Here is a 25,249-nt window from a genome sequence, read left to right as displayed (position 1 = left end):
TCAGCCACCGCGCACGCACCGTAGACTCTCACTCACAAGTTCCGCATTGCAAAACAACGTTCCGCAACATGCCAGAGCCAACGATCGTTGACGAATCGACGTCGCTCGAACAAGGCATCGGACGAACGAAGACAAATCGAAACACAAGGAGATAGCGAACGATGGGCGCGCTGAGTCATATCCGGGTACTGGACCTTTCGCGTGTACTGGCCGGTCCGTGGGCCACGCAGAATCTGGCCGATCTGGGCGCAGACGTGATCAAGGTGGAGCGTCCCGGTGTGGGCGACGACACCCGCAGTTGGGGCCCGCCCTACCAGCGCGACGCGGACGGCCACGACACAGCCGAAGCCGCCTATTACCTCGCGGCAAACCGCAACAAGCGCTCGCTCACGCTCGACATCTCTCGTCCGGAAGGACAGGCCATCGTGAAGGCGCTGGCGGCACAGAGCGACGTCGTCGTCGAGAACTACAAAGTCGGGCAGCTCGCCAAGTACGGTCTCGATTACGCCTCACTCAAAGCGATCAAGCCGGATCTCGTCTACTGCTCGGTCACGGGCTTCGGGCAGGACGGTCCGTATGCCTCACGCGCAGGTTACGACTTTATCGTGCAGGGCATCGGCGGTTTCATGAGCATCACCGGCGAGCGCGACGCGCTGCCCGGCGGTGGCCCGCAAAAGGCCGGTGTAGCGATTGCCGATCTGATGACGGGCATGTACGCAAGTCTGGCGATCATGGCCGCCCTCACCCACCGCGATCGCACCGGCGTGGGCCAGTACATCGACATGGCGCTGCTCGACACGCAGGTGGCCATGCTCGCGAACATGAACACCAACTACCTGGCCAGCGACAAAGCGCCGGTGCGCTGGGGCAACGCGCATCCGAACATCGTGCCCTATCAGACGTTCCAGACAGGCGACGACGGTTGGATCATCGTCGCTGTCGGCAACGACGGACAATTCCGCAAGTTCGTGGAAGCCGGGGGCGAACCTGCGCTGGCCGACGACGAGCGCTTCGCCACCAACCCGTCGCGGGTACGTCATCGTGAGGTGCTGGTGCCGTTGCTCGCGCAGATGGTGCGCAAGTTCGGAAAGGATGTCTGGATCGACAAGCTCGAAGCGTCCGGCGTACCGTGTGGTCCGATCAACACGCTGCCCGAAGTCTTCGCGCACCCGCAGGTCAAGGCGCGTGGCATGGAAGTCGCGTTGCCGCACGCATCCGGGGGGATGTCGCGACTGGTCGCGAGCCCCATGAAGATGAGCGAGACGCCGCCGCTCGCGCGCACCGCCCCGCCAACGCTCGGCCAGCATAGCGACGAGATCCTGCGCGAACGGCTCGGCTTTGACGACGCGAAGATCGCAGGCCTGCGTACCGATGGCGTGGTGTGAGACCGACTGCAGCACCGTCCGGGCAGTGTGCCTGATGCAAAAAGGGCCTGCCGCGACTCTCATCGCGACAGGCCCCGTGTTCCGGCGCTACCCACGTTCCACGCCGAGACCCTGACGGACGTCACACAGTCATCGTTGACATCCCTATTCTTTCCCCTGCGCTTTCCCTGGCGCTCTCCCCAGCGCCACGAATCACTCGTACTGCTTGCCCTCGGCCAGCAGTTCAGGCGTGCCGATCACCGCGTTCAGACCGTCGAAATCGAGCATCTGTTCGCGCCATGCCGCCGTCGTACCCTGCGCGTGCAGATTTGCGTAATAGCCCTGCAACGTGTGCGCCACCGCGCGCGCCGCGCCACCGGGGAAGATGACGATGCGAAAGCCGATATCTGCAAGTGCCTGCGCGCTTTGCACGGGCGTCTTGCCGCCTTCGACCATGTTCGCCAGCAACGGCACGCGATGGGCAAAGCGCTCGCAGGCCGCAGTCATCTGCTCGGTTGTGCGCAGCGCTTCGATGAAGAGCGCGTCGGCCCCGGCTTCGAGGTACAACTCTGCGCGGTCCAGTGCGGCGTCGAGTCCTTCGACGGCAATCGCATCGGTGCGCGCGAGGATCAGCGTCCCGGCGTCGTGCCGTGCATCGACGGCCGCCCGCACCTTGCCCGCCATTTCCTGAGCTGGCACCACGCCCTTGCCATCGAGATGGCCACAACGTTTCGGAAACGTCTGATCTTCAAGCTGAATCATGGCCGCACCCGCCCGCTCGAAACCACGCACGGTGCGTTTTACATTGAGCGCGTTACCGAAACCGGTATCGGCATCGACGATCACCGGCACCGACACACGCTCGGCAATCCGTGCGACCGTGTCTTCGACTTCCGGGAACGTGGTCAGACCGATGTCGGAGCGGCCGAGCCGAGTATAGGCAATCGATGCCCCCGAGAGATACAAGGCGTCGAAACCGGACTGTGCGGCGATGAGGGCAGACAAGGCGTCGTAGACGCCAGGCGCCAGCAGCACACCTTGCGAGAGGCGCTGCCGGAGCGACAGTTGGGCAGACGACGAAGCCGTCATGAAGAAATCTCCTGAGTGTTCATAATGGCGGGAATGGCGGCGAGTGAGCCAATCACCGTATTCGCCGCGATGTAGCCGCCCGCGACGGCCGAGAGCAGCCCGTTGCCGGACAGATAGCCCCACACTGCATTGCCCGACACGCCACGCGCCGCGCCGCCTGCGGCGAGCAGGTTGGGCATCGGCGATCCGTCGGGACGCAGCACCCGGCAGGCGGCGTCGATATCGAGTCCGCCCTGCGTGTGAAACAGCGCGCCCGTGACCCGGATTGCGTAATACGGCGCGACGAGCGAGCGCGTGAACCGGCGGCCATCGGTGGCATTCACGCCCGGCGCGACGCCGTTCAACGTTTCGCGCAGCGCCGTCACGTCGCAGCCGATGACACTGGCGAGCGCGTCGATGTCGGCGCAGGCCCTGAGCGCACCCGCGGCTTCGGCTTCCTGAAAGTCGGGAAACGTGCGCGCCAGCGCGAGTGTCTGCGCGTCGAACACATTCCAGGCGATGCCATCCGTTTGTGCGAGCACGTGCACCGCCGCTTCCGAGTAGCCGTGCGTCTCGTCATGAAAACGTTGACCTTCCCGGTTGATTTGCACCCCGCCGTCCATGATGACGGCCCACGAGATCAGCACGCCGTGTGGACTCGCCCACGAGCCGTGTCCCTGATAGCCGCCCAGATCGGCTGTCGCCGCGCCGAGCGCACGGCCCAAGAGCAAGGCGCTGCCGTCGTTGCCTTCATGCCCGCCGTACACGGCGTGTGCCATCTCGGGCAGCAGTTCGGTGCGCAACCCGGCATTACCGCCGAACCCGTTGCAGGCGAGCAGCAGCATGTCGCAGCCGAGGTATTCCATCGCGCCGTCCGGGCGCACGCACCCCACCGCCTGCACGTTGCCCGACGCATCCACCCACAGCTCGCGCACCAGCGTCTTTGTCATGACGTGCGCGTCGGTCGCCTGAACGGCTCGCTCCAGCGCCGCCATCAAAGCCGCACCGGTCCGCTCCGGCAGGCTGTGCATGCGCCGAACGCTGTGTCCGGGGTACAGGAAGCCGTCGAGAATGTCGAACGTCAGCCCGTGGCGCGCGAGCGCATCCATCGCCGGGCCGGACGCTTCCGAATACGCCTGCACCAGATGCGCCGCCGCCGTGCCTTGCGTCTTCGCCATGATGTCGGCGGCGAACTGCTTCGCGCTGTCGTCGATGCCAACCGCACGCTGAACCGCGCTACCCGCCGCCGGAATGAACCCCGACGACAGGGCGGTCGAGCCGCTGGGAATGGCGTCGCGCTCCAGCAGGACGCAGTCGATGCCCGCATCTTGCAGCACCAGTGCAGCGGTCAGGCCGCACGCACCCGCCCCCACGATCACCACGCTGATTTGCGGCAGATCGTCAACCGGCGGCATGCCCTGACGGACGACCGGTGTCGTAGGACCGCTCATGAGGCGATGCGGGCCGCAAAGGCCTCGCAGGTCACGACCTCGCCAACGGTGCGCAGGTCGGTCAACGCGGCGTCGTGCGCGGCGACGGTGGGCGCGGCACATCCGTCGGAGAGCACCAGCACACGGTAGTCGCGCATGTGCGCATCGCGCGCAGTACTCGCCACGCCGCCGTTGGTCACGATGCCGCACACCGCCACCGTCTCGATACCCGCACGTCGCAGCACCCAGTCCAGTTGCGTGTTGAAGAAGGCGGAGTAAGCCACCTTCCAGACCGACACGTCGACGTGCTTCGCCAGCGCCGCCACGGTGGCATGACCGTCCGTTCCCGCGACGAAATCGCCACGGCGCAGGAACGGCCGCAATTGCTTCAGATGCGGCGAAATCATCGGCTCGCCGCTCGCGTCCGGCCATAACGTGAACTGGCTTGCCGCGACAAAACCACCTGCGGCCTTGAGCGATTGCGCGATGGGTGCGACACGCGCGGGCAACGCCTGTGCTTCGGGCGTTGCGGCACCACCCCGGTCGTACGCACCACCGGGCGTGATGAAGTCGTTTTGCAGATCGACGATGACGAGTGCAGTGCGCGCCGGGTCGAGCAAAGAGGTTTGACTCATTTCATGGCTCCTGTCGCGGGCATCAGGCGTCGCGCGTGATGAGCAGGTTGCCCAGCGCATCGACGCGCCCCGAGAATCCCGGTTCGAGCCAGATCGTCGTGTCCGACTGTTCGAGGATTGCGGGACCGGCGACGCTCGCATCCACCGGCAGATCGAGACGCGCATACCGCACGGCATCCCACCACTGTCCGGCGTGATACACGCGCTGGCTGCCAAGCGGCTCGGGCATCGCGTTGGCCTGCGGTGCGAGCACCGCGAGGTCGAACTTCGGACGCACACCGATGCGTGCGTATCGCAGGTTCATGATGCGCACCGGAATGCCGTCGAGCGCGCGGCCGAACGCGTCGCGATAGGCGGTCTCGAAGGCGACGGCAATGCCGTCCCGATCCAGACGTTCGCGCGCCACCGGCACACGCACCGTGTGGCTCTGCCCCACATAGAGCATGTCGAGTTCGATGATTTCACGCACCGATTCGAAGCGCACCCCGGCCGAATCCAGACGCGCCTGACACGCCTGCGCCAACCCATCCACACGCTCGGCGAGGTCGTCCGTATCGAGCGCAGCGAGCGGCTGATTGAGCGTCTGCACGCTGTCGTGACGCATGTCCGCGATCACGCAACCGAGCGCCGACGTCACCCCTGGGTAACGCGGCACGATGCCCGTGGTCGTACCGACTTCGCGCATCATCGCGCAGACGTGCAGCGCGCCGCCGCCACCGAACGGCATGTAAGCGAACTGTCGCGGATCGTGCCCGCGCTCAATGGACACCAGACGGATCGCGCCCGCCATCTTGGCGTTGGCCACGGTCAGAATCGCTTCTGCTGCGGCATAAGCATCGAGGCCCAGCGGCTTGGCCACGTGTGTATCAATGGCCTGCAAGGCGAGATTGCCGTCGAGTTTGGCGAGCAACCCGCCGCCCAGCGGACGATCCGCCGCAATCCGACCGAGCAGCACGTTGGCATCGGTCACGGTCGGGCGCGTGTTGCCGCGTCCGTAGCACGCCGGTCCCGGCACACTGCCCGCCGACTCCGGGCCGACTTGCAACAGCCCGCCCGCGTCGACGGAGGCAATCGAGCCGCCGCCCGCGCCGATGGTTTCGATCTGGATCATCGGCGAGCGCACCACCATCCCGAATTCGATGGACGTCTGCGCTGCGAGCGAGGCCTCACCGTTCGCGACCAGCGAGACGTCGAACGACGTGCCGCCCATGTCGCCCGTGACCACGTTGGCGAAGCCCGCCGAACGCGCAATGGCCGCGCACGCGATCACACCGGCGGCCGGGCCTGAGAGCGCCGTACGCACCGGCACGTCGCAGGCCGTCTGGCGCGACATGATGCCGCCATTGCTTTGCACGACGAGCAGTTCCCCGCCGAAGCCACGCGCCTTCAGGTCGCTCTCCAGACGCGTCAGATAGCTGCCCACCACCGGTTGCAGCGAAGCGTTCAACGTGGCCGTCGAGCACCGCTCGAACTCACGAATCTCCGGGAGCACTTCGGTCGCCGCCGTCACGTTGCCGTTCGGCCAGAGCGCGCGTACCGCCGCGACCGCGCGTTGTTCGTTGACGGGATTGGCATATGCGTTGACGAAGAAGACACACACGGCGTCGCAGCCCGCTTCGAGCAAAGCGCGTGCCGCCGCTTCGACCTGCGAGATGTCGACGTCGGTATGCACGGTGCCATCGGCCAGCACGCGCTCATCGACTTCAAGACGCAGATTTCGCGGCACGATCGGTGTGAAGTTGCCACGCAGCCCCCAGGTGGCGGGACGGTCGCGGCGGCGCATCTCCAGCACGTCGCGAAAGCCCGTCGTGGTAATAATCCCGGTGCGCGCCACCTTGCGCTCGAGCAGCGCATTCGTGCCGACGGTCGTGCCGTGCACGATGGTCGCGATGGCCGCAGCCCCGCGCCCTTGTGTATCGACTCGCTCGATCCCGTTCATGAAGCCGCGCGCTTCTTCGCCGCGCGTGGAGGGCACCTTGACGATGCGGGCCACACCGGCCGCTTCGTCGAGGACAAACAAGTCGGTAAAAGTGCCGCCAACGTCGACGCCGACAATCGTTGCTGCTTCGCTCATGCCTGTTGCTCCTTCTTGGTCGCGCCGCGCTCACCGCTCACGGTGGCTTGTGTCGTCACGTAGCCCATCTCACGGTCGTGGGCGCGGGCCGCTTCGTCGCGCTGCGCCGGTGCCCCATATCCCCCGCCGCCCGGCGTCTCCAGTCGTACCCGCTCGCCCTTCGTCAGCTTGATGCCGAGCATCTTCGAAGCCATCGGCGGCGTGTGCCATTGCCCTTCGTTCTGGTAGCGAAAGACGTTAGGCACCGATGCCTCGCCGCCCGCAATCCCTTGCGGCGCTGAGCGACCGCGCTCGCCGAACACGAATGCTTCCGCGCTTTCTTCGAGCAACTCGATTTCGTAGATGGCACCCAGACCGCCGCGATGCGCGCCGTCACCGGCCGAATCGGGGCGCAGCGCCCATTGCGTAAAGCGCACCGGATACGCAGCCTCGAGAATCTCCACGGGCGGAATCGTCGCCGTCGAGATCGGTGCGTTGCCGTGCGACAGGCCATCGCCGTCGATATGCCCGCCATGACCGCCGCCGAAGAAGCTGAACATCACCCAGCGCTGACCGCGTCGCGCTTCGTCGGTGCGATACCCGGCAATCGACAACGCGTTGATCGTGCCGTACGCCTGCCCCATCGCGCGCTCGGGCGCGGCCTTCGCCATCGCGCAGAAGATCACGTCGATCATGCGCAGAATGGTTTCGGTATAGCCCCCGACCGGACGCGGACGTTGCGCCGAGATCAGCAACCCCTCGGGCAACTCGAAGCGAACCGCGTCGAGCACACCGGCGTTGGCCGGGACATCCGGGAACAGATGCTTGAGCGCGACGTAGCAAGCCGCAATCGCCGTGGCGCGCGAGATGTTGACAGGCCCCATGCACGCGGGGGACGTGCCGGTGAAATCGAGCGTGAGCAGCTCGCCTTCGACGCGCATGCGCAGCGCAATCGTGAGCGGCTCGTCGCGCACGCCGTCGTTATCCAGCGTGTCCTGATAGACGTACTCGCCATCAGGCAGCGCCGCCACGTGGGTGCGCATGAGCTTGACGGCACGCTCGCGCAACTGAACGAGCGCGTCCTGCACCGTGCCGTCGCCGTACTCGTCGAGCAGATCCGACAGACGACGCCCGCCGAGTTCGAGCGCAGCCAGTTGACCGTTCAGATCGCCCCACAGGCTGTCGGGCAGACGCGTGTTGGCCTTCAGGATGGCGAGCACATCGAGATCGAGTTCACCGCTTCGCAAGATGCGCACAGGCGGGATCTGCACCGCTTCCTGCCAGCATTCGGTCGCCGCCGGATTGTAGTTGCCAGGCACCGCGCCGCCCACGTCGTGCCAGTGCGCTGCCGAGGCAAGGAAGCAGTACAGCTTGCCGTTGCGGAACACCGGACGCACGAGTTTGAAGTCATTGGCGTGCGTGCCGCCTTCGTACGGGTCGTTGAAGAGCCAGACGTCGCCCTCGACCATCCCCCCGCGCTCGGACGCGGCGCGTGCGGCCGCCTGCACCGCGAACGCCATCGCGCCAACGAATACGGGCAGGCCGGACTTGCCTTGCACGAGGGTTGCGCCGGTAGTGGCGTCGTAGATGCCGTGGCAGGCGTCGTGCGCCTCGGCAATGATCGGGTTGAAAGCGCTGCGGTAGAGCGTCGCGTCCATTTCGTCGGCGATCTGCTCCAGCCGGCCTTTCAGGACCGCCAGCGTGACGGGATCTAGCATGAAGAAACTCCGTGAGATGTCGATGGGGATGCCGTAGTGCGCTGCCTGAGCAGATTGAGCAGGCCACCGGCGTCGACCATGTCGAGGAGGAACCCCGGTACGGTCTCGCAGGTCAGCCGACTGCCATCGGCCAGTTCGACGTATCCGTCGCGCGGCGCGAGCGTGAGGGCTTCGCCCTCGGCAATGCGCTGTGCGTCGGCACAGGTCAGCAGCAGCAACCCCACGTTGAAGGCGTTGCGAAAATAAAGGCCATTGAACGACGGCGCGATCACCGCACGCACGCCGAGATGCACGAGCGCGGCAGCCGCCTGTTCGCGTGAGGACCCGATGCCGAAGTTAGGGCCTGCGACGAGGACATCGCCCGGGCGCACTTCGGCCGCGAACTCGGGCCGCACGCGATGCAGGCAATGGCGGGCGATTTCGTCGATGCCGAACTTCATGTAGGCACCGGGTGCGAGCGCGTCGGTGTCGATGTCGGCACCGACGCGCCACGCTCGGCCGGAAGAAGACGTTGGCGTTGTCATGTCAGAAGTGATGAAGTCGAGGAATCGTCGATCAAGCGATCAGGCGAGCAATTCGCGCGGATCTGCGATACGGCCGGTGAGCGCGGCAGCTGCCACGGCGTACGGCGAACCGAGGTAGACCTGCGCCGTCTCTGCCCCCATGCGTCCGCGAAAATTGCGTGCGGTGCTCGACAGCACCGTCGCGCCTTCGGGGATCGAACCGCCGTAGCCCGCACATGCGCCGCACGTGTTGGCAAGGACTTGCGCCCCCGCCTCGACCAGCACGTCCATGACCCCCTCACGCACGGCCTGCGCCTGATCGCGCGCCGAGGCCGGTGCTACGACGAAGCGCATGCCGTCGGCGACGCGACGTCCTTTGAGCACACGCGCCGCCGCGCGCAAATCTTCGAGCTTCGCGCCCGTGCATGCGCCGAGATAGGCGACGTCCACCATCACATCGGCAAATTGGTCGATGGCGCGCGTGTTGGCCGGGCTGTGCGGTGCGGCGACCTGCGGAGCGAGCGTGCTCGCGTCGAAGGTATGCACTTCGGCGTGCGCTCCGGCGTCGCTCTGCCAGCGGTCGACGTCGATAGGATCGGCCACACCCACAGCGCGCAGATAGTCGACGGTCGTGGTGTCCGGTGCGATCAGACCGACTTGCGAGCCGAGTTCTGCGCTCATGTTCGAGAGCGTCATGCGCTCCTGCATCGACAGGGCGCGCACCGCCTCGCCACAAAACTCGATGGCCTGATAGCGTCCGCCATTCATCCCGAAGCGACCGATCATGTGCAGCATCATGTCCTTCGCGGTCACGCCGTCGGCAAGCTTGCCGTCCCAGCGCATCTGAATCGTGTCGGGCACCTTTACCCAGATTTCACCGGACACCGCCACGCCCAGCATTTCCGTACTGCCGATGCCGAACATGTACGCGCCGAACGCACCGCCCGTGGGCGAGTGCGAGTCGCCGCCGACGCAGAACATGCCCGGGCGCAGATGACCGTGTTCGGGCACGACCACGTGACAGATGCCTACGGAGTCATAGACATTGGGCAGTTGTTGCGCACTCGCCCAATCGCGGGCGATACGCACGATACGGCGCGATTCGTCGTCGGTTTCCGGCACGTAGTGATCGATCACGAGCACGACTTTGGACTTGTTCCATAGTTGCGCGCCGAGCGATTCGAGCATCGGCTGCAAGCGGCGCGGACCGCTGGAATCGTGAAACATGGCGAGGTCGACGCCGCACGTGACGATCTCGCCCACGGCGACTTCGTCACGCCCACACGCCGCTGCCAGCAGCTTTTGCGTCAAAGTTTGAGGCACAGTCATTCCCTTACATTCCGAGATAGGCCCGGCGCAGATCGCTGCTGGCGAGCAATTCTGCACAGGTGCCGCGATGGCGGATCGCACCGTTTTCGAGGACGTAGCCGCGCTGACCGGTCTCCAGCGACTGCCCGACGTTCTGCTCCACCAGCAGGATCGACAGGCCTTCGCGTTGCAGACGTGAAATCAGCGAAAACAGCTCTTCCACCATGAGCGGCGAGAGACCGAGCGACGGCTCGTCAAGGATCAGCAGACGGGGTTCGGCCATCAGACCGCGTCCGATAGCCAGCATCTGCTGCTCGCCGCCGGACATCGTTCCCGCCGCCTGGTCGATGCGCTCGCGAAGACGCGGAAACAGGTCGAGCATGCGCTCCAGCCGCTCCTCCCGCGACGCCCGGCCACGGGCGAACGCGCCCAGCGCGAGGTTTTCCCGCACGCTAAGGTTCGGGAAGATGCGACGCCCTTCCGGCACTTGAATCAGCCCGGCTTTGACGACTTCGCGATAATGGCGTCCGGTGAGATCGTGCCCGTCGAAGCGCACGCGTCCCGACCACACGGGATTGATGCCGGACAGGGTGTTGTTCAGCGTGGACTTGCCCGCGCCGTTGCTGCCGAGGAGCACCACGATTTCGCCCTCGCCGACCGTCAGATCTACGCCGCGCAGTACTTCCACGCGGCCATAGCCGGTATGCAAGCCCTCGACTTCGAGAAGATGGCTCATTGCACGTCTCCCTTCGTCATCGGCACGCGCGACTGTGCAGCCAGCCGCGCGGCGGTGCCGTGCCCCAGATAGGCTTCGATCACGGCCGGGTCGGACGTCACTTCACGCGGCGTGCCTGCCGCGATCAACTTGCCTTGCGCCAGCACCCACACGTGTTCGGCGAGACTCATGACGGCGCGCATCACGTGCTCGATCATCAGCACCGTCGTGCCGCGATCCGCGATCTCGCGCACCACCGGAATGATTTCGTCGATTTCGCTCGGATTCAGGCCCGCGAGCACTTCGTCGAGCAGTAAGAGACGAGGTTTAGTCGCGAGTGCGCGGGCCAGTTCGAGACGCTTGCGCCCGCACACGGTCAGGTCGGCCGCTGGTTTGTCGAGCTGCGCTTGCAGGTTGGTGCGTAGCGCGACTTCCTCGGCCTCACGCAGCGCCGCACGACGGTCGCGCTGGTGCAGATGCGCGCCGACAGCGATGTTCTCGCGCACCGTCTGCGCGCCAAACGGCTGCACGATCTGGAACGTGCGCGTCAGCCCCTGACGCGCTGTGTCGTACGGTGCCTGACCGGTAATGTCGCGCCCCTGAAATTCGACGCGACCGGCCGTGGGCGTGAGAAAGCCGGAAAGCAGGCCGAAAAGCGTGGTCTTGCCTGCGCCGTTCGGGCCCACGAGCGCCGTGAGCGTACCGGCCTTGACGTCGAGACTGACGTCCTGCACAGCCTTGAGACCGCCAAACGTGATGGACAAGCCATCGGCCCTCAACAAGATGTCAGACACGGGCCTTCTCCTCGCGCGATGTCGTCGGCTGAGCGCCATGTGTGGCGCTGGTCTTCCGATCCATGCCCAGCAAGCGGCGCACCGACGCACCTGCGCCCGTGATGCCACGCGGCAGGAACATGACAATCAAGATCAGCACGGCGCCGTAGATCACCATCGACAGGCCGGGCAGTTCGCCGAACAGGTTGCGGGTGAGCTCGCCGAGCGTGTACAACACGGCTGCACCGAAGACCGGGCCCCAGAGCGTGCCCATGCCGCCCACGATCACGCCGACCAGCGCCTCGACCGAAATCGTCGAACCGAAAGCGATGCCAGCATCGATGTACTGGAACATCTGCACGTAGCACATGCCTGCCGCGCTCATGAACGCACCGGAGAGCGCAATGGCACCGAGCTTCACACGCAACGGGTTCACGCCGACGGCGCGCGCCGCGTTCTCGTTGTCGCGTACCGCCTGCAACCATGCGCCAAAGCGCGAATGGCGCAGCCAGGCGGTGACCAGCAGTGCCGCCATCACGAACACGAGCAGCAGCGCCGCGTAGCCACGCGGTGAGGCGAACTGAAGATTGCCCAGGCTTTGGCGCAGCGGGACCATCAGACCGACGCCCGCCCCGGTGAACGGCAGCGACACGGCCAGAATGCGGAACACCTCGGCGAACGCGAGCGTCACGAGCGCGAAGTACGATCCCTTCAGGCCATAGCGGAACGTCACGGCCCCGAGCAAAACGGCGACCCCCGTGCCGGCCGCCATCGCGAACGGCATGGCCAGCCACGGGTTCCACCCCCACTGCAATTGCGCGATGGCCTGCGCGTAGGCACCGACGCCGAAGAACAGCGCGTGGCCGAACGACAACTGCCCACCGAACCCGCCGAGAATGTTCCACGACTGCGAAAGCAGCACGGTGTAGAACGTCATCATCAGGAACGACAGCCACACGCCGGACTGGAGCGTGAACAGCAACGCTGTCATCACAACACCGAACAGCACAATCATCCGAAGATCTTTCATTGTTTTTCTCCCGCCGTCTTCCGTCAGGCGCGTGCGCCGAAGAGCCCCTGCGGGCGCAGCAGCACGACGACGATGAAAATGGCGAAGATGCCCATCTGGCCGAGCGAATCGCCGAGCCACAGACCGCCCAGCGACTCGACCACACCGATGAGCAGACCGCCCACGAGCGCGCCGACGAAGCTCCCCATGCCGCCGAGCACGACGATCGTGAACGCCACCAGCACGAAGCCGCCACCGACCTGCGGATTGACGTAATACGTCGGCAGCAAGAAGCACGCGGCAGCGCCTACACAGGCCATGCCGATGCCGAACGAGAGCGCGTACACGCGCTCCACATCGATGCCCATGAGCTTCGCGCCGTGTTTCTCCTTCGCGACCGCGCGAATTGCGCGTCCCAGATCCGTCGAGCGCATGATCCAGAACAGCACGGCAGCAGCAGCCAGCGCGCCACCGAACGCGATCAGCTTGGGCAGTGCGAGCATGACGGGCCCGATATCGACAGTAGCCAGCGTGTAAGGCGTATCGATCGTGTGCGTGTCCGACTTGAACACCACCAGCGCGAGGTTTTCGAGCACGATGGCCAGTCCAAGCGTCACGAGCAGAATGTTCTCGTCCTTGCCGTGACTGGCGCGCTCGATGACCGCGCGTTGCAGTGCGTAGCCGAGCGCAAACATGCCCAGCGTGACGAACGGCAACGCCACGTACGGGTCGATGCCGAGCTTCTCGCGAAGCAGCCAGACGGCATAAAGCGCCACCATCAACGCCGCGCCGTGCGCGAAGTTGATGATGTGCAGCACGCCGTAGACCAGCGTGAGGCCGAGCGCGATGAGCGCGTAGACCGCGCCCGTCGTGAGCCCGTTGAGCACGGCTGAAAGCAGAATGACCGGATCTAGCATTGCATCAGGCCTTGAGCGGGAAGACCGGCGCGACCTGGCGATAGCTGTCCGGCAGAATCACTTTGATGTCCCCGCCCGAGACCTGCGTGAGCAGCGGCTGCGCGCCCGTGTTCTGACCGTTCACGAACTTGGTCGGACCGTACGGCATGATGTGATCCTTGAACGTACTCGACGCAAGCGCCGCTGTGATGGCTGCGCGGTCGACCGATTTGGCGCGCTCGATGGCGTCGGCCAGCAGCATCATGGCCGTGTACGTCATGAACACTTCGTAGCTGAAGTAAGCGCCCTTCGCTTCCACGCGCTTCTTGAGCGACGCCACGCGCGGGTCTTTCGGGTTGAACCAGTGATTGCAGTCGATGATGCCGTCGGCGATATCCGGAAATTCCTTCAGAAATTTGTAGCTCGACGCGGCGCCGCCCAGGACCGAGTAGATCGCCTTCGGGCGCACCTTCTGCTGCTTCATCGCACGCAGCAGCAGCGCGTATTCGTTGTAGTAGTTCGCCGGAATCACGATATCCGGGTTGACCGAGCGCATGCGCAGCACGATGTTGTTGAAGTCACGCGTGGGGTTCGCGTGCTTGATGACTTCCTTGATTTCGAAGCCGCGCGCGGGCAGTTCCTTTTGCAGCAGTGCGGCCGTGCCGGTGCCGAAGAGCGACTCCTCGTGCACGATCATGACGGTCTTCGCAGGCTTGCCTGCGGCGTTGTTCAACGCGGCAAGGTCGTCGACGGCGCGCAGCGAGCACATGCGGTAGCCGGGACCGAAGCGGAACGTGTTGGTCAGGCCGCGCTCGACGATCTGGTCGGCCACACCGACGTCGACCACGTGCGGCAGACCATACTTCGCGGCGGTTTGCGTCGTTGCCAGACAAATGGCCGAGGCGTAGGCACCGAGGATCGCCGACACGCCGGCTTCGTTCATTTTTTCGACTTCGGCCGAACCGGCTTCGGGACGTGATTGTGCGTCGCCGAGCATCGCTTCGATGGGCGCTCCGCCGAGCGACTTGATGCCGCCTGCTGCGTTGATGTCATCGATGGCGAGCAGCGCACCCAGACGGCATTGTTGTCCTGAATAGGCCAGTGCACCGGTGACGGGGTGAAGCACGCCGATCTTGACCGGCTTGCCGGCAGCACGCGCGAGCCACGGGGTGCTGGTGGAGGCAGCGGCGAGCGCGGCCATGGCGGTGGACTGACGCAGGAACGTGCGACGCGAACTCATGAAAGATTCTCCGGACGTGTTCAGTGGAATTGGGCAGACAGTTCTTCGCTGACCCAGACCTTGGCGTCGATGTCGCCGACGCGCGAGAGTTGAAGCTGGTACTGGTAGCGATCTGGGCGATACAGGCCTTGCAGAAGTTGCACCGGACGGTCGGCAACGTCGCGCACGAGACGCGTGACCGCGAGCAGTGCGGAGCCGACGGCAATATCGAGATGGCGCGCCACGACGGCATCGGCCAGACGCGCGGAAATGGTTTGCGTCGCCCCGCCCAGCTCGACGCCCGCTTCTTCGAGCAGCATCAGCAGCGGTTTGCGTTCGAGCTCTTCGCGACGGATTTGCGCGATGTCCTGCGGCACGTGCGTGGTGATGTACGACAGCGGCCCGGCTTGCGTGCTACGCACACGAATGCTCTTGTAGACGGGGGCACCGGGCGCAAGCGTCAGCGCATCTGCGACCGCGTCGCTCGCGCCGACGACCGACGATTCGAGCACAGCGACACTCGTGCGCAGGCCCATGTTGACGATGTTTTCGAGCAGACCCGTGAGGTGCGCCTTTTCCCGGGAAATGCCGGGCGTCTTGCCGCCACCGGTGCGCTGACCGGCATGCAGCGGCCATGTGCCGAGTCCCGGGCGACGCACGACGAGACCGTCGGCCACGAGCATTTCCATCGCTTTGCGGATCGTGATGCGCGCGACGCTGAACTGATCGGCTAGCAGATGCTCGCCGGGCACACCGTCCCGATCGAAGCGTCCCTCCTGCAATTGCTCACGCAGCACGAGGTAGATCTGGTGATATTTCGGAAGCGGAAGTGGGGTATCCATGCGGCGATTCTGGAAGTGTCATAATGTCCGGTCAATAGAACAAAGGTGCAGACAAAATGTCCTATCGGGAAAACACCTAAGCGATTCTGGATATTGGGCAGATGGCCTGCAAACGCAGGTACAGCAAGGGTTTCAAGGTTGCGGCGCAGCATTTTCGGATGCTGCGCCGCTTCGTTTTTGAGCGCTCAGAAACGGTGACGCAGACCGATGTAGTAGCTCATCTGGTTATCGAAGCCGTTGAGCTTCACACCGTTGCCGCCGGTCCAGTTGGTGGTCGTGGTGCCGAACAGACCGCCCCAGCCCCCGTCGACACGTTCGTATGCGGTGGCGAAGTAGACGTCGGTTCGCTTCGAGAGGAAGTAATCGACGACGCCGTAGAGAGTCTGGCGCTTGCCGCTGAAATTGACCGCCGTGGTGTTGTTGTACATATAGGCGGCGATGAATTGCCACGACGGGCTGAGCAGATAGGTCGCACCGAGGGTGAAGAACTGATCGCGTCGTGCGGCAGAGAACACGGATCCGATGGCGGCCACGGTCGTTGGCGTGGCGGCCGTGCTCATGTTGGTGATCGACGCGTAGTCGACGCCGCCGTTGGTCACGTCGAAGCCGGGATCGCGTTGGCTTTGCAGGTAGTCTGCATGGAACTTCCATTGGCCATAGCTGACTTTGCCGCCGAGCGACCATGTCTTCGCGGTGCGGCTTTGTGAGTCGTGCGTCTGCTGCAGTTGGCCGGTGAAGACGTTGCCGTTCTGGTCCCACGACACGCCGCCCGATGCGGACGAGCGCGCCGAGCCTTGCCCCGCGACGCCGCCGAACGCGTATTGCAGGTTCACGCCGAACGGGCCGAACTTCTTCGTCCAGGTGAGTGCGTTGTTGTAGCGTTGACCGGTCAGAAAGACGAGCCACGAGTTCGTGGGCGGTGCGCCGATGAAGATCGGATCGACCATCGAAATGGCGACGACGGCCCCGGTGTATTGACGCCCGAACGCCAGTTCCCCCCATCCGCCTTGCAGCGCGACGAACGCCTGGCGTCCGAAGAGCTGTCCTTGCTGATCGAAGGTGCCGGCTTGCGAGTTGAAGCCGTTTTCGAGCACGAAGCGGGCTTTCATCCCGCCGCCGAGGTCTTCGATGCCTTGCAGACCAAAGCGGCTGGCGGAGAGGAAGCCTTCGCCTGCCTGATTGACGGAGTAGATGCGACCGCCGGTGGGGCTGGCGTGGTTTTGCGAGACGACGGCGGATTCGATCAGGCCGTAGAGCGTGACGCTCGATTGGGCGAGCGCGGGTGTTGCGACGCTTGCGAGGAGTAGAGCAACACTGGTGACACTGGCGGCACCAGTGAACGGCAGCAGTTTTGACGATATGCGCGAGGAGTGCGTCATGAGGTTGGGCGTCTTACTTGTTGTTGAGGAAAACAGCACCCCACGACGCCGTGCGTCGACCGTTGCGGCGAGTCCGGTGTTGCTTGGAACTCGCTCGCGTCACGTATCGAATCGCGAGGGCGCACGACGCCGCGGCGCGCTTATGAGTAGCGCGTCGTCCGGCATGGGGCGAATGGGGTGAGCGCGGCGGCGTCCGATGCGATTTGTCACAAAGGGTGAATGTGACAAACGCGGCGAACGCCCAGACGCGCTGAGAGGCGGCGAGTTACTCGCGCAGCACGCGATGCACGTGCTGTGCCGCTCGAATGCGGGCGGACGTGAGCATAGGCAGGAAGGAACGAGTCATCATGGCGACGACTCTAGGAGGGCCAATTTGTAGCGTCAATGGAACAAATGCCAATCCCGGTTGTTCTATCGGGAAATTCCCGAGACATCGTCAGCGCGGCGTTTTGCTCGACGGAAATGCGTAGACACTCGGCCTTATCAAACTTCTCCACTCATAGCCTGTCAACCTTTACATGGACATTGACGGCACGGGACCTATCCTCCGAGTTATCCGATTGGATAGTGCGTAGATGAATACGAGGGGTCAATCATGCCGGCCGTTGTTAAGCGAGTTACGCCAGATGTAGTGTTGATGAGGGAAAACGTCGAGATTCTTATCGAGGGAAGTGGTTTCGACGGTGCGGAGAAAGTTGTCTTCGAAGACAGGAATTTTCAACAGTTTCCGGCCAAGGCGTTTCGTATCAGTAGTGATTCGTTCATCTATGCCACCACGCCAAAATTAAACCTTGAAGAGTACAAACCTGCGAGTCTGACGCCAATTCCTAGTCGAGAATTCGATTACTACTTCGTCCTCGTCCACGTCAAAGGGGAAGAATCAAAAACCACCACCGCATACCGTGGCGTTCCGGACGGAGATGGATTGAAGGGGAGTATGGGGATGTCGCTCGCAGAAGTTTATACATCTTCCAACCTGATTCAGGCGGTTGCGTCCAAGACCGATGCATTGTCCGAAGCAAAAAAGAAGATTTATGCTGCGCTTGCTGTGAGGGACGATTTGGCACTGCAATTGAAAACACTACGGGAGCTTCCGGGCGAGATGACTCCGGAGCGTCATCTCAGGCTTTGGCAGCTCGAAACGAGTTTGAAAATGGCCGAATCTCATCTCAGCGCATACTCCGTATTAAGCCCGGAATGAATGCACGGTGGTCCTCAACAGTCATTCTTGTTCTCGGCCAATCCGCGTATCTCGGCCAGTTCCTGCGACGCGCGATCGCCTCCTGCGTCCAACCCTAACCGCTGTAGCACCTTGAATTATTTTCTCGGGGAGCGGGGCGCCCTTATCGATTGAAGCCTGATTCTGTCGCGCTTACCTAAGCCCTCTGTGACCTGCCCTGCGGAAAAGGTAGTACGAGCATTTGCGGAAAAGTCAGGCGAAGTCGTGATGTCTTACGGCGGGAATTCGGCGAATGTCTTCGGCCTTACGCAACAGGTCCCGACTCGTGAGGTATTCCTTTCGTCCGAGCGGAGTCGAAAACTTCGGCTTTGGCGGTCGGTGGCCGCAATAAGGCATGCGCCTCAATGAATGCGCGCACTGGGAGGCGGACCGGGGGAGACGCGGTACGCGCTCTGGCATGGATGGGCCGAGCTCATGTTACGAAGTCGTTAAGCGCGCTTCACAGGCGAATGTCGGCCGACGACTGGAACACGCTCACATCTCCACGTGCGGCCCTTCCATCATGGCTGGCGAAGGCAATAGGACAGGAGTCGATGAGCGGCTAAGTATTACTTTGGCCTCAGGACTGACGAACAACACGCAGCCCTAGCCTTTTCCAGCGCGCATACTGGCAGGCTCACTCCCACAAGCGAAGCGCGGCGAATTTGAAGACTCGAATGATTACCAAATCGCAACGACCCAACGAGCCAAGCAGCACTATTGACCGTAGCCGCGTCGACCCGGCCCTATGTCTTGACTGAGCGCGTTTCACAAGCTTCTTGGGCGTCAGTTCAGCTATCGTGATAGCGCTGAAGTACTCTGCAATCTGCTTCAGCGAGTGACCGGCAGTGGTTTTCGGTCTTACCGGACGCCTCGACTCTTCGAGCCCCCTCCAGTAGTGCGCGATATCGTCGGCAACAGCGCCTTGGCCGACACCGTGCCCAGATCCCGACCTCCATCAACCGTCCCCCCCCAATTTTGCGTGCCCGTGTGGAGGCGGACGCCATTCGCCCGTAACGATTTTGCTATACTCTTGCCCTCGCATCGTACCTGCATGAACGATGCTATTGCGTCCCGCTGGATAACATCCAGTCTCTCCCTGTAGTTCAATGGATAGAACGAGTGCCTCCTAAGCGCTAGATACAGGTTCGATTCCTGTCGGGGGGACCAATTTTGCGTCCCGCGTCTCATGAGATTTAGCAAAAAAAGCCCCGTCCGGCGTTCGTCGGACGGGGCTTTTTTGCTTTCACAAGTACTTCAGTGCCAAGACGTCAGTAAGGAGCGCTCGACTTCTTTTCCAATGCCGGCCACTGAACAAATGCGAACACCCAAATCATCACGAAATTGAGAAGCGGTACAAATGCCACCAGCACCCACCAGGGCGAGAATCCCGCGCGACGAATAATGCGCGCATAGGGGTACAGGAAAAATACCAAAAACAGCAACACAATCAACCAATGCCAGATGCCTAGGTGCCCCATAACTCTCCTCACTTATTAGTGTCGTGGAACGACGGTTAATGCTGCACATTGTCACGCACAGCGTTTGCTGCGCGAGGCCAATTTTTCGACTATTTGGTCCATTTGGCTCGCAACATCCAACCCCAATTCGTCTATCGAATTGTCATGACTCCATACAAATTCATGCCGATACACACCCACCACTCGCCCGCAAACCATAACCTCGTGGTTTTCCCCTAATACTTACCTAAGACCTACGAGAGCAGTGCCTTAATCCGTTCGTAATCCCCGCTATTTTTGATAGGGCATACGCACTTTACGCCCGTGCTAGCATGCGGCGCGGAATGTTCTTACGGAGCATTTCAGCATAGGAGTCCTACCGTAAATCGATTTCACTCCTGCTTTTTTGGACTCCTGGCATTAGGCGGCGTCCCCGACTGGGCCAAATCCGTTACAAAAGCGGGCACGGCAGCGCCGCCAATTTCCAGAACAACATTCTAAAGAACTAGGAAAATGGCACACCATCTCGTAAAAGTCACCGGCCTGCTTCTGGCAGCCGGCATCATGGCGGGTTGCTCGACCATGAACCAAGGGAGCAGCAGCGCCAAAACGGCCGCCACCGGATCCGCCGGCGGTGCGAACTCCGAAAACGCTAACCAAACGCTTGAAAAATGCGATCGCCCGCTAGGCACCATGGCGGTCATCGAAGACACCTCCGCCCCCTGGTACGGTGTACTGACCGGCCAGTACAAGCTCGGCTCGACCGTCCCGGTGCTCAAGCTGCTGGTCCAGCAATCGAACTGCTTCGTGATCGTCGATCGCGGCCGCGGCATGAACACGATCATGGGCGAACGCGCCCTGCAAGAGTCCGGCGAACTGCGCAACAAGTCGAACTTCGGCAAGGGCAAGATGGTCTCCGCCGATTACGCGCTGAGCCCGTCGATCACCTTCACGAACAATAACGCCGGCGGTGCCGGGGCCAGCATCGCCGGTCTTCTGCCCGGCGGTATCGGTGCAGCTATCGGCGCGCTCGCCGGCAGCATGAACTCGAAAGAAGCCAGCACCATGCTGACTGTCATCGACAACCGCTCCAGCGTGCAGATCGCCGCCGCCGAAGGCAGCGCCACCGCCATGGACTTCGGCGCCCTCGGCCGTATCGTCGGCAGCTCGGCCGGCGGCTCGCTCGGCGGCTACTCGAACACCGCCGAAGGCAAGGTCATCGTGGCCGCGTTCACCGACTCGTATAACAACGTCGTGCGCGCCGTGAAGAACTACAAGCAACAAACCGTCGCCGGTGGCCTCGGCACGGGCGGCCAACTCACCGTCCAGGACGACGACGCACCCGCACCGACCAAGAAGGCCGTCCGCAAGAAGAAGTAATCACGCTTGCGCGATTAGCCGTCCCTCAGACCTGTCTCCTCGGCAGGTTTGAGGGATGGTTTTATGTCCCCTCGGTCCCACCCGCTTCAAACCTCAAATATTTTGCCGTCCAGCAAATGGATTGGCCCCGTCGGCAAAGGCAACCGCCTAGCCGCCAATCTCCGCTCCACTATCATTCCCCACGTGCCCTCCCCCCAAAGTGCCTGAGTTGCTCTGCCTACGTTTTTGCTTGAGCCATCGCTTGCGCGTCGCCCAAGCCGTTTGCCTAGCCGTTACCTGAGCAATACCTAAGCATTCATTAGCACGACCCAGGTGTTTCGTAGGTGTTGCGTCGCCGCGCTCGCCGCCCGTGCGCGCAATTCCGCTCTTCGTTGTCCTCTATCGATGCCAGGATTCGTATGACGAAGCCTTCGCAGCGCGCTGTCCCGCTTACGACACCCAACGCCGACGCCCCCGCCGCGAGCGCCGTCGCTCAGGCCTGGGCTCAGGTCGGCGCAGCGCTCAGCCCGCATCCGGACTGTCCGCTGCCCAACTGGACCGGGGGCGGCGATACGCTGCATCAACATCTTTTGGTCATCGGCAACGAGCACGACAACGATCTGGTCAGCCAGCTCAGGCAACTGGAAGTCGCGTCCGCACGCTTCGGCAAGGTCGGCTTTGTCGGTCCGGCGAACGCGCGGCGCCTGGTCGAATGGTCGATGGGAGAGCGCGTCGTCGTGCTTTCGCGTATGCCGCGCAACGTCTCAGACTGGGATCTGCGCTGCACGCTCGCCTCGCTCGCGCGCACGCTCGGCCCGCAAGCTGCACATGCGCACGCCGGACGTCCATTCCTGCGCGTAGCCGCCGTCCCCGCGCGACACTGGCGCGACCGACTGGCGGCCGCCGCACAACATGGCCTCTGCGTAGGGTTTGCCGGACTGGATGCGCTCGACAGCGTGGGACTGGAAGGAACGTCACTGAGCACCTCGCGCCTGATGTCGCTGGCACCGTTGCTGCGCGTGCCTGGGGTTTCCTGGGTGCCGCTGGGTAAGCAGGGAGACGGGGCATCCGATGCCATGCCGCCGGAATCGGTCGACTGGATCGACTGGCGCACGGACTGTGACGATCTGGCCGACGAAGCATCGCTCATCGACAATCTCGATCTGGTGATCGCACTGGATGCCGGACACGCCCATCTGGCCGAAGGCCTGGGGGTGCCGGTGTGGTATCTGGGTGCGCCGCGAACGGCACTATCGGCGTCGGCGCGTCATGACGATCGTTACGACACGCACTTCAGCCCGGAACGCCTGAGTCATCGCGCCGACGTGGACGATTTCCGACCACCCCCCGCCTCGCAAGACTGGCCCGGCGCGGTGGACACCGCTGCGAAAGCGCTTCTCGCGATGGCCACAGAGTTTCAGGGCTGGACCCGCTAACTCGTCAACGAGGCGACGAGGCGACGAGGCCGTCTGTACACGCCATGTCGCCTAGCCGTCAACAACTGTCAACGGGACACACTGGGCATTAAGCCACCCAGCGGTCTCCGACCTGCGCCGTCTTGACCCACTCCATGAACGCCGTCGCTTCCGGGGTATCCGCCGGCGCCGACCAGTCCGCGTAATCCGCTTCAACGAACGGACGATACGGGCCGTGCTTTACCTCGAAGATCACGGCGCCCGGATCAAGCGACAGCACCGTGTGGTGCGTCTTGACCGGACTTTCGATGACGCTCGTGTCCTCGCCGAGCACCTTGCGGTCGATCACGACGCCAGCCGCATCGAACGTCAGCACGACAAAGCGGCCACGCAGCGCCGTCAGCAACTCCCACGTATGGTGATGCAGATGCGGACGAATGTACGTCGACGGCTCCATCGCAATCGCCAGACGCTGAATCGAATCGTCGAGCGATTCGTGCAGGTTCTGATTCATACGCGCACGAGGCGATTGAGTGGCTTGTTCGGTCAGCGCGTCGAGCGCGGCAAAGGTCAACGTTTTCATCGGCTTATGTGGTGTGTGGGGGTGTTCGTGGCAGCGGCAGCTATTGGCGATGCCTGCGAGTGTAGCAAACCGGTTCGCTTCGCCTGCCCATAAAAAAACCCGCCGTGTGGCGGGTTTTTCGACTTCGCACTACATTGCGCCTGAACGGCGCAACGGCGTGCTTAGTACATCTTCTTCTTCAGGGTCTGGCTGCGCAGACGCTTACGCAGACGGGCCACGGCAGCGGCCTTCTTGCGCTTGCGTTCAGCCGTCGGCTTTTCGTAAGCAGCGCGTGCCTTGACTTCCTTGATCAGGCCCGTGCCGTCGATAGCGCGGCGGAAACGACGCAGTGCAACTTCAACGGGTTCACCGTCTTTGATAACGATCTTGGTCATGCAATATCTCGAATAGTGTTTCGGCCCCGAAGAGCCGTAAATTTGATTTACCGCGCAAAGACGCCATTCACCGCCCTGCCGGAGATTCCTCCTGCCAGGCGCGACGAACGGACTTGCTACGGACTGCACTACACCACATCCGGCGGGACCGCGACTCACCTCCTCTGCGATCTCCCGATTGGCATTCGATACCTGGTATCGCGCCTTCCAGACTGGCTGAACGGTTGATTGATGGCGAAGCAGCATGCTCATCGTTCGTCAGTGAGCGCCACTCCCCGCAATGCCCATAATTTGGACAAGGTCGTGATTATACACAGAATGGACGTCAGGCGCACAAATTTTGACGTCCCGCTATGTACGACGGGCCCCGCCAGCACACTGGAGGGGCCCGTCACTGGCAGGAGACGGCATTCGATGCCCTCCCCCGCCAGTCAGGCTTGCACTGCCAGGCGGCGTCGAACGCCGCCCCGGTTCAGGCAAAAACCTGCTTAGAACTTGTGACGCACGCCTGCGATCACGGCGATCTGCGACTGCGCGCCGGTGCCCGTCGGGCCACCCACGTTGTCGATCGCGGCGACGACAGCGTCACCCGTAGCGCGCTGGTACACGCCGTTCAGGTACGTCTCGGTGCGCTTGCTGAACGAGTAGGTCGTGCCGGCGTTGACCTGGAACCAGCGCGGCTTCGTGCCCTTGCTGATGCCCGACAGTGCCGTCGCGCCGCTCACGCTGCCATCGCTGTAGACGAAGGCCAGACCCGCCAGCAGACGCGGCGTGAACTGGTACTTGCCGTTCAGTTCGAACGTGTTCACGCGAATCGACGACTGATTGACGTAGTTCACCTTGGCGTAGCTATACACGAAGCCGACCGTTGCCGCCTGGATCGCGTACGAAACACCCGCCGCAGCGATATCGTGCTTGTCGACGGCGCTCGTGTAGAAAATGTCCGTGGCGCTCGAATAGTCGTTTGAGACCGCGCCGTTGGCGTTGGTCGTGCCCGGGCTGGATAGGTGCATGTAGCCGAGGGCTGCCGTCAGCGGGCCGTTAGCATAGCCAGCGCCGATGCTGAACGCGTTGTTGTTCGAGAAGCCCGTACCGCCGCCGGTGTTCGGCTGGTTGCTGAAGCCGTAAAGCGCGCCGAACGAGAAGCCGCTGTAGTTCGCGCTCGTGTACTTGATCGAGTTGCTGACGCGGAACGAGTTGTACAGGTTGTCGATGTCGCCGATGTGCGCGCCGTATTGCGTGGCCCACTGCTTGGCCGACGTGATCGGGCTCACGAAGTCGACCACCGAGTCGTACTGACGACCGATCGAGACCGTGCCGGCCTGTGCGCTTTGCAGACCCACATACGCCTGACGACCGAACATGCGGCTGTTTTGCAGCATCGTGCCATTCATCAGGTTAAAGCCGTTCTCCAGCACGAACACGGCCTTAAGACCGCCGCCCAGATCTTCCGTGCCCTTCAGGCCCCAACGGTTGCCCTGACCAATGCCGCTCACGGCCTGGAAGTTGTGTGCACCCTTGGCGTTCAGGCCGGTGGCGACGTTGTTGACGTAAGCAACGCCCGCGTCAATCACACCGTAGAGCGTGACGTTCGTGCTGCTCTGGGCCATTGCCGGAGCGGCAACGGCGAAGCTGGCAGCAGCCAGGGCCGTGAGTTGGAAGCGCTTCATCTTTATCCTCTTTGATAGTGGTCTTATATTTTTGGCCCGCTGGTGCGGGCGTCCACTGTCAATGTCGGCTGCCTCGATCTGTGCGACGAGGATGCTGCAACCGCATATGCAATGGAGTACTCACTAAATGACACGCGGTGCTTTCCATATGAAGGAAAAGCACCGCGGGTCGTTTGCAAGCGGGTGCATTCTGACACGCTAGCGACACAATTCGCACGCAAGTGGTGCAATTGCAACACATGAAATAACGGACATTT

Annotated in this window: 22 protein-coding genes and 1 tRNA gene; 5 read left to right on the top strand and 18 right to left on the bottom strand. The window is 63.0% G+C overall.

Annotated features, from left to right (window positions below):
- The first annotated feature begins 161 nt into the window (after positions 1 to 161).
- A complete protein-coding gene (locus NA29_RS07830) occupies positions 162 to 1,385 on the top strand; it encodes a CaiB/BaiF CoA transferase family protein (protein WP_039397304.1) in 1,224 nt (407 codons plus the stop codon).
- A 192-nt stretch (positions 1,386 to 1,577) separates the two neighbouring features.
- Here NA29_RS07830 and NA29_RS07825 read toward each other — a convergent pair whose 3' ends face one another.
- The 14 genes from NA29_RS07825 to NA29_RS07760 all read right to left on the bottom strand — a co-directional run bounded on the left by NA29_RS07825 (position 1,578) and on the right by NA29_RS07760 (position 16,912).
- Entirely contained in the window at positions 1,578 to 2,453 is an 876-nt protein-coding gene (locus NA29_RS07825; protein WP_039397302.1) for an isocitrate lyase/PEP mutase family protein, read from the bottom strand.
- Positions 2,450 to 3,883: an FAD-dependent oxidoreductase gene (locus NA29_RS07820; protein WP_039397301.1), complete on the bottom strand. Its 1,434-nt coding sequence runs from the start codon at positions 3,881 to 3,883 to the stop codon at positions 2,450 to 2,452. The genes NA29_RS07825 and NA29_RS07820 overlap by 4 nt, the downstream gene beginning before the upstream one ends.
- On the bottom strand, positions 3,880 to 4,497 hold the full coding sequence (locus NA29_RS07815; RefSeq protein ID WP_039397299.1) for a cysteine hydrolase family protein: 618 nt from the start codon (positions 4,495 to 4,497) through the stop codon (positions 3,880 to 3,882). The genes NA29_RS07820 and NA29_RS07815 overlap by 4 nt, the downstream gene beginning before the upstream one ends.
- 22 nt (positions 4,498 to 4,519) lie before the next feature.
- Positions 4,520 to 6,571, bottom strand: coding sequence for a hydantoinase/oxoprolinase family protein (locus NA29_RS07810; RefSeq protein ID WP_039397297.1), 2,052 nt, complete (start codon positions 6,569 to 6,571; stop codon positions 4,520 to 4,522).
- On the bottom strand, positions 6,568 to 8,268 hold the full coding sequence (locus tag NA29_RS07805; protein WP_039397295.1) for a hydantoinase B/oxoprolinase family protein: 1,701 nt from the start codon (positions 8,266 to 8,268) through the stop codon (positions 6,568 to 6,570). The genes NA29_RS07810 and NA29_RS07805 overlap by 4 nt, the downstream gene beginning before the upstream one ends.
- On the bottom strand, positions 8,262 to 8,792 hold the full coding sequence (locus NA29_RS07800) for a LeuD/DmdB family oxidoreductase small subunit (RefSeq protein WP_039397293.1): 531 nt from the start codon (positions 8,790 to 8,792) through the stop codon (positions 8,262 to 8,264). Before NA29_RS07800 ends, NA29_RS07805 begins: the two co-directional genes overlap by 7 nt.
- A gap of 39 nt (positions 8,793 to 8,831) precedes the next feature.
- On the bottom strand, positions 8,832 to 10,100 hold the full coding sequence (locus NA29_RS07795) for a 3-isopropylmalate dehydratase large subunit (protein ID WP_039397290.1): 1,269 nt from the start codon (positions 10,098 to 10,100) through the stop codon (positions 8,832 to 8,834).
- A gap of 4 nt (positions 10,101 to 10,104) precedes the next feature.
- Positions 10,105 to 10,815 (bottom strand): ABC transporter ATP-binding protein, encoded by a 711-nt coding sequence (locus NA29_RS07790; protein ID WP_039397288.1) that lies wholly within the window; start codon positions 10,813 to 10,815, stop codon positions 10,105 to 10,107.
- Entirely contained in the window at positions 10,812 to 11,588 is a 777-nt protein-coding gene (locus NA29_RS07785; protein WP_039397286.1) for an ABC transporter ATP-binding protein, read from the bottom strand. Before NA29_RS07785 ends, NA29_RS07790 begins: the two co-directional genes overlap by 4 nt.
- Entirely contained in the window at positions 11,581 to 12,597 is a 1,017-nt protein-coding gene (locus tag NA29_RS07780; protein WP_039397284.1) for a branched-chain amino acid ABC transporter permease, read from the bottom strand. The genes NA29_RS07785 and NA29_RS07780 overlap by 8 nt, the downstream gene beginning before the upstream one ends.
- Positions 12,598 to 12,620: 23 nt before the next feature.
- Positions 12,621 to 13,493, bottom strand: coding sequence for a branched-chain amino acid ABC transporter permease (locus NA29_RS07775; RefSeq protein WP_039397282.1), 873 nt, complete (start codon positions 13,491 to 13,493; stop codon positions 12,621 to 12,623).
- A 4-nt stretch (positions 13,494 to 13,497) separates the two neighbouring features.
- On the bottom strand, positions 13,498 to 14,712 hold the full coding sequence (locus tag NA29_RS07770) for an ABC transporter substrate-binding protein (RefSeq protein ID WP_039397280.1): 1,215 nt from the start codon (positions 14,710 to 14,712) through the stop codon (positions 13,498 to 13,500).
- A gap of 20 nt (positions 14,713 to 14,732) precedes the next feature.
- Complete coding sequence (locus tag NA29_RS07765; RefSeq protein ID WP_039397278.1) at positions 14,733 to 15,533, bottom strand: GntR family transcriptional regulator; 801 nt, start codon at positions 15,531 to 15,533, stop codon at positions 14,733 to 14,735.
- A 185-nt stretch (positions 15,534 to 15,718) separates the two neighbouring features.
- A complete protein-coding gene (locus tag NA29_RS07760) occupies positions 15,719 to 16,912 on the bottom strand; it encodes a porin (RefSeq protein WP_039397276.1) in 1,194 nt (397 codons plus the stop codon).
- Positions 16,913 to 17,507: 595 nt separating this feature from the next.
- On the opposite strand from NA29_RS07760, the gene NA29_RS07755 reads away from it, so the two are divergent.
- Together NA29_RS07755 and NA29_RS07750 are read left to right on the top strand one after the other, a co-directional pair.
- A complete protein-coding gene (locus NA29_RS07755; protein ID WP_150659859.1) occupies positions 17,508 to 18,113 on the top strand; it encodes a hypothetical protein in 606 nt (201 codons plus the stop codon).
- Between the two features lie 1,113 nt (positions 18,114 to 19,226).
- Positions 19,227 to 19,301: transfer RNA gene (locus NA29_RS07750), tRNA-Arg, on the top strand.
- Positions 19,302 to 19,402: 101 nt separating this feature from the next.
- On the opposite strand, the gene NA29_RS07745 is transcribed toward NA29_RS07750, so the two are convergent.
- A complete protein-coding gene (locus NA29_RS07745) occupies positions 19,403 to 19,612 on the bottom strand; it encodes a Sec-independent protein translocase family protein (protein ID WP_039397273.1) in 210 nt (69 codons plus the stop codon).
- Between the two features lie 492 nt (positions 19,613 to 20,104).
- Between NA29_RS07745 and NA29_RS07740 the strand changes: the two genes are divergently transcribed.
- Entirely contained in the window at positions 20,105 to 20,971 is an 867-nt protein-coding gene (locus NA29_RS07740; protein ID WP_039397271.1) for a CsgG/HfaB family protein, read from the top strand.
- A gap of 398 nt (positions 20,972 to 21,369) precedes the next feature.
- Positions 21,370 to 22,386, top strand: coding sequence for a hypothetical protein (locus NA29_RS07735; protein ID WP_039397269.1), 1,017 nt, complete (start codon positions 21,370 to 21,372; stop codon positions 22,384 to 22,386).
- 88 nt (positions 22,387 to 22,474) lie between these two features.
- On the opposite strand, the gene NA29_RS07730 is transcribed toward NA29_RS07735, so the two are convergent.
- The 3 genes from NA29_RS07730 to NA29_RS07720 form a co-directional block, all read right to left on the bottom strand.
- Positions 22,475 to 22,948 carry a WbuC family cupin fold metalloprotein gene (locus tag NA29_RS07730; RefSeq protein WP_039397267.1) on the bottom strand — a complete coding sequence of 158 codons (474 nt, stop codon included), beginning with the start codon at positions 22,946 to 22,948 and terminating at the stop codon, positions 22,475 to 22,477.
- Positions 22,949 to 23,109: 161 nt separating this feature from the next.
- Entirely contained in the window at positions 23,110 to 23,322 is a 213-nt protein-coding gene (gene rpsU / locus NA29_RS07725; protein WP_010806331.1) for a 30S ribosomal protein S21, read from the bottom strand.
- 488 nt (positions 23,323 to 23,810) lie between these two features.
- Positions 23,811 to 24,992, bottom strand: a complete 1,182-nt coding sequence (locus NA29_RS07720) for a porin (protein ID WP_039397265.1) — start codon at positions 24,990 to 24,992, stop codon at positions 23,811 to 23,813.
- Positions 24,993 to 25,249 lie beyond the last annotated feature (257 nt).

The sequence above is a fragment of the Pandoraea sputorum genome (genome assembly GCF_000814845.2).
In the GTDB taxonomy this organism is placed as follows: Bacteria; Pseudomonadota; Gammaproteobacteria; order Burkholderiales; family Burkholderiaceae; genus Pandoraea; species Pandoraea sputorum.
The sequence above is the reverse complement of the archived record's forward strand: the minus strand, read 5'-3'. Positions and strand labels throughout refer to the sequence as shown.